Here is a 4,986-nt window from a genome sequence, read left to right on the forward strand (position 1 = left end):
TACATTGCGGAGTCGGTGCGGACGGGTTCCCCGTCCATGCAACCGACCCAAGCACAGGACATTCCATCATTCTACCTCCTCTACTGGCTGCTGATTTCTACTCTCGATCGCTGTTAATCATACCTTAATCCAGCAACGCCCGTATGCTTTGGAATCACCACGCGCACCGTGGGAGTAAGGTGGGTCGCAGTAGAAGAGCGTATCAGCACTATCATATCGTCGGATGACATCGATCGCAGGTGCATTCTCGATTTGAACGCGCAAGAGTCTTTGAGCAATGAGTGATAAATCGTCGATACTACCGAGCCACCGAGACACCGCACCTGACATGCCAGCGCGACTGGTTAATAGGCAATGCGCCCACCGTCCCGCGCTGGATGTTTGAGCCAGTCTCTGTTCGGACTTGTCTAGCACACACGAAAAAACGTCGAGCGCGTTCTAGTTCGGTGATTCCTTCTGTCTGGCGAAGGCTTGCTAATGCTAGTTCCTCACGGGAGAAAGGTGTTAAACCGATGGCTTCAATCAGGGATTCCTTTTGGTCGCGGAGGACGCGGAAAAAGTTCACGACTTCGCTGTGGATATCGTTGTAAGTTTCAACGGGAGACGGAGGGCGATTGATGATGACAGCAGCGGAGCCACCAAATACGTCGCAAAAATGTTGTGATGGTGGTAGTAGGGGTAAGAGCCAGTCGAGGTGGCTATATTTTCCGCCATACCAGCCAAATGCGATCGATTTTCCCATAGTCTTTAGTTTTGATTAAAGTTATATAAATAGATCCAAAGATAGCGATAAACTCTTCAGGACAAGAGATCGAGAAAGACTTAATCTAGAAGCGATCGCCGATCGCTCTACAGAGCCTGTCTGCGAATTTATTGCATCTATTTATTCTTAACTTATCGAGAATTTGTAATGGCGATATTGACGTTTTCTTTAGACTATGAGATTGCTCTTCTAGAACATTTATTAATGCTTCATCGCCGCAATAGTCGCAAAGATCTAACAAAAAATTATCTGGATGCAACACCGAAAGATTATAATCTTGATAAGATCTGACCGGAAAGTCTTTTAAAATCTCCTCAGAAAGATAAAGTTGAAAAACTCCTTGAAATGCAGCAGTAAACAAAGTATCTTTAATTGGCATTCCAAAGATAGTGCAGGCATCGAGCAAAGCTTTTTTTGTCATTCATCTATGCTCGCCATTACCGATCGAATATAGTTATCTTCATATCCCCCTTCCTCTTCTGTCATTGCAATAATTTCTCGCAGACTTTCAGCACGGATTTTATCTTGCGGCTGTAGAGATTCACCCGATAAGTTGCGCTCTTGGCTGACTACCGAAATTGATTCTCCAGCTAAGATTGATCTAACTATTATTTGCAGTCTACGATTGACTTCGGAGGGCGATCGATCGAGGTATTCTAATAGCTTTGATAGCTCGACGCGATCGCTTTCACTCTGTGGTGGATGGATTGAAATGGGATAGGAAATGTTGGTCATATCAGATCTAAAGCTTGTTTAGTCCTCTCTGTATTCCCATTATACCAATACGAGTGAATCGATCGTCCGGTAAGAGCCAGTCGAGGTGGCTATATTTGCCGCCATATCAGCCAAAAGCGAGCGATTTTCCCATAGTCTTTAGTTGAATCTCACCGAAAAGTGCTGTTTAGTGGAGTAGTCATATTATCCCTCAACTATTAACTTCCGCATGTAAATCCCCTCCTCGGAGGGGTGCCCGAAGGGCGGGGTGGGTTAGATCTCCGCTTACACACTCTCTCCCCGAATGCTTAGAATTGGATGGAGTACTTTCGATCGAATCCTCTAATTCTAAACGCTGAGACCGATCGCAATTCTTGATCGAGTCTTCTAATTCTGACATTTCTGGTAGAATCTAATTTTGGATTGAGTGTAACCGCGATCGATAATTAGTGAGTGAGTCGCGAAGATCTACCCACCCCGCCCGTTGGGCACCCCTCCGAGGAGGGGATTTTATTGACTTGTGGGTGGGGAATGGGAATACTAATTGTACGCACGAATATTCCTACCTCAGCCGCCTGAGCTATGAGCTACTGCATCAATCCCGCCTGTCCCGCTCCAGATAAAAATAGCTCCACCACAGATTTCTGGGCGAAAACCTAAACAAAAATGATTGCAGAACTGCTACTAAAATTGCGTGAGAGACATCCTGACTTTACGGACGATCTTAGATTTCAGTATTTCTATTTGAATCGGCTCAAATGGACTGAATCTATCGTTCAGATATTGGCAGAGTTAGAAGATGAATCTCATATCTTACGAATTGTTCGACTAGCTCTAGAAGTAGATTTGCTTCTAGGGGCGCGGTTGGCAGGATCTGTACAGACTCAGTTTCAGGAGAAAACAGTAGGGATGATATATGCGCTCGAAATCTCAGATCGGGAGAGAGTCGATCTGTTGGGATTAACTCGATCGGATGCTGCTATTCCAGGATTAATGGATGCGATCGAACGTGGATGTTATCAACATTATGAACACGCATTAAACATTCAGGCGGTAAGAGTGTTGGGATCGTTTGGTACTGAATCAACAATCCCCTGTTTGGTTAAAGCTCTTCAGAATCGTGACTTCGAGGTAAGAGAATCAGCAGCATTTTCGTTAGAGAAAGTAGGCGGCAACGTAGTTATTACAAGTTTGCTCGAAGCTCTAAATCATGAATGTGAATATGTACGCCAAGAAATTATCCGAACATTAGGATCGATGGGTGCCACAGATGCTGTCCCTGCATTAATTAGTGCGCTTGAGAATGATTCATCAGATTATCGAAATGTAGCAGCGGAGGCAGCGAAGGCATTAGGAAAACTGGGTGCTGTTGATGCTGTACCAGCACTAATTCATGCTCTCGATGATGAGATTTATTATGAGGTGTATGTTAATGCGATCGAAGCTTTAGGAGAAATAGGGGGTGAAACTGCTCTTGCGGCATTAAGGAAGACTCTAGAACATGGAAATCAGATTTTAAGGATAGAGGCAGAAAAGACATTAGCTAAATTAGGCGATCCTATTGCTACATCTATTTTAATTGATGCTCTTAAATCGAAAAATCGAGATGACCTAATAGAGGTACTGGGCGAAGTTAATAGTAATGCTGCCGTTTTTACAATTATTGATGCTCTTGAAAATAAGAATACAAGTTATAGAGCAGCAGAAGTACTAGGGAAATTGGGAAATAGTATCGCTATTCCGGCTTTAAGAAAAGCTGTGATGAATGGAGACCACTATTCAAGAGGTAAAGCAGTAGAGGCACTTGGTAATTTAGGTGGTGAGTCTGAAATTTCATTTTTAATCGATGTTTTACAAACAGATGAGAATCCTAGTATTCGCAACTCGGCTGTACGTGCAATTGCAAATTTTATTGAAAATGAAGCGATATCAGTAATTTCATCATTGATAAATGCACTAAAAGATCGCTCTGATTGTGTACGTAAATCTGTGATTGAAATATTGGGTGAACTAGGCGATTCTGTTTTTATTTATGAGCTAATTAATGCGTTGAATGATGAACACTATTCAGTCCGTATTTGTGCCGCAAAAGCATTGATTAAATCTGACAATGAAATTGCGATTCCTGCTCTCATTAATTCCCTCGCCAATAAAGATTGGTGGGTAGGTTATTATTCAATCCAAGCTCTTGAAAAATTCAGTGATCGAACAGTTGTCCGTGATGCTTTATTCAGGATAATTACTGATCTAGTTCCTTCTAAACCAGAAATAACACCAGAGGCAGTAAAAACTCTGAAAATCAGATCGGCACATGCGTTAGGTTTCTATAATTACGAAATTGAAAAGCTCAATATTCAATAATTATTTACAGACTCGATTCGTCGATCCATAGCTCGATCGAATCCACCACCATTTCCATATTCCGCTTCACCTCAGCATCAGTAAACCTTAAAAATCTCACACCCAGAGATTCCAACCGTTCTTGTCTAATTTCATCATTAACCTTTGCTTCTTCACCGTCGTGACTGCTGCCATCAATTTCAATAGCTAGCTTCAAATCCTTGCAATAGAAATCGACAATATATCTATCTATTGGACGTTGCCTGTCAAAATCATAACCCCGCATCTGCTTCCGTTTCAATCGTTGCCACAACAACACCTCACCCAAAGTCATATTCTGCCGTAACTTCCGAGCCAAATCCTTCAAATACCGCTCATACCCAATAATCTCACGCCTCTCACTAGGCAAAATCCCCTCCTCGGAGGGGTGCCCAACGGGCGGGGTGGGTAGATCTCCGCTTACACTCATAAAGCCCGAATGTTTGGGATTAGGTGGCATACTTTCGATCGATCCCTCTAATTCTAACCGCTCAGATCGATCGCAATTCTCTAATTTCGGCTCTGACATCGATCGAATAATCAAATTACAGGTTTAGTGTACCCAGAATTGGTCGATTAGTAATTAGCGAAGGTTGAACCCACCCCGCCCTTTGGGCACCCCTCCGAGGAGGGGATTTCTCATGCGATCGTTTTTAGACTTCGGCTAGCTTTCTCACGTCATCAACCGAGACAGTTCGCCCTTCATCTTCAAAACCAGAAATCTGGTCGAAATTGAGATAACGATACAGATCTCCGGCAAACGGATTGATTTTCTTACTCATCAAATCCAGATATTCCGGTACCGTCGGAATCCGCCCCAACAGCGAACAAACAGCGGCTAATTCTGCCGAACCGAGATAGACTTGGGCACCTTTACCCATCCGGTTATTGAAATTGCGGGTAGATGTCGAGAATACCGTGGCATTATCGGCGGTGCGGGCTTGATTGCCCATACAGAGACTGCATCCTGGCATTTCTGTCCGTGCACCAGCGGCATCGAAGATCGCGTACATACCTTCGGCTTTGAGTTGGGATTCGTCCATGCGGGTGGGGGGACAAATCCACAACTGGGTGGTGACTGGGGGTTCGCCGTCGAGGACTTTGGCGGTGGCGCGGTAGTGTCCGATATT

5 protein-coding genes and 1 pseudogene are annotated in these 4,986 nt (G+C 44.0%); 1 reads left to right on the top strand and 5 read right to left on the bottom strand.

Going from position 1 to position 4,986, the window contains the following annotated elements; translation table 11 throughout:
- Nucleotides 1–141 precede the first annotated feature (141 nt).
- From RMO35_RS04540 to RMO35_RS04550, 3 genes and pseudogenes are all read right to left on the bottom strand, one after another.
- A pseudogene (locus tag RMO35_RS04540) lies at nucleotides 142–742 on the bottom strand (DNA adenine methylase); the annotation flags it as partial.
- Between the two features lie 85 nt (nucleotides 743–827).
- Entirely contained in the window at nucleotides 828–1,184 is a 357-nt protein-coding gene (locus RMO35_RS04545; RefSeq protein WP_309738869.1) for a hypothetical protein, read from the bottom strand.
- On the bottom strand, nucleotides 1,181–1,498 hold the full coding sequence (locus RMO35_RS04550) for a hypothetical protein (protein WP_309738870.1): 318 nt from the start codon (nucleotides 1,496–1,498) through the stop codon (nucleotides 1,181–1,183). The genes RMO35_RS04545 and RMO35_RS04550 overlap by 4 nt, the downstream gene beginning before the upstream one ends.
- 645 nt (nucleotides 1,499–2,143) lie before the next feature.
- On the opposite strand from RMO35_RS04550, the gene RMO35_RS04555 reads away from it, so the two are divergent.
- Nucleotides 2,144–3,838, top strand: a complete 1,695-nt coding sequence (locus RMO35_RS04555) for a HEAT repeat domain-containing protein (protein WP_309738871.1) — start codon at nucleotides 2,144–2,146, stop codon at nucleotides 3,836–3,838.
- Between the two features lie 4 nt (nucleotides 3,839–3,842).
- Here RMO35_RS04555 and RMO35_RS04560 read toward each other — a convergent pair whose 3' ends face one another.
- Nucleotides 3,843–4,226 carry an endonuclease domain-containing protein gene (locus RMO35_RS04560; RefSeq protein ID WP_396135599.1) on the bottom strand — a complete coding sequence of 128 codons (384 nt, stop codon included), beginning with the start codon at nucleotides 4,224–4,226 and terminating at the stop codon, nucleotides 3,843–3,845.
- A gap of 283 nt (nucleotides 4,227–4,509) precedes the next feature.
- The coding region (locus tag RMO35_RS04565) for an aconitase family protein (protein WP_309738873.1) at nucleotides 4,510–4,986 on the bottom strand (477 nt) is incomplete at its 5' end.

Source organism: Chamaesiphon sp. OTE_20_metabat_361 (genome assembly GCF_031364565.1).

Coding starts and splice junctions, on each gene's coding strand:
- RMO35_RS04550 (WP_309738870.1), bottom strand. CDS start 1,498: ATGACCAACATTTCCTATCCCATTTCAATCCATCCACCACAGAGTGAA.
- RMO35_RS04555 (WP_309738871.1), top strand. CDS start 2,144: ATGATTGCAGAACTGCTACTAAAATTGCGTGAGAGACATCCTGACTTT.
- RMO35_RS04545 (WP_309738869.1), bottom strand. CDS start 1,184: ATGACAAAAAAAGCTTTGCTCGATGCCTGCACTATCTTTGGAATGCCA.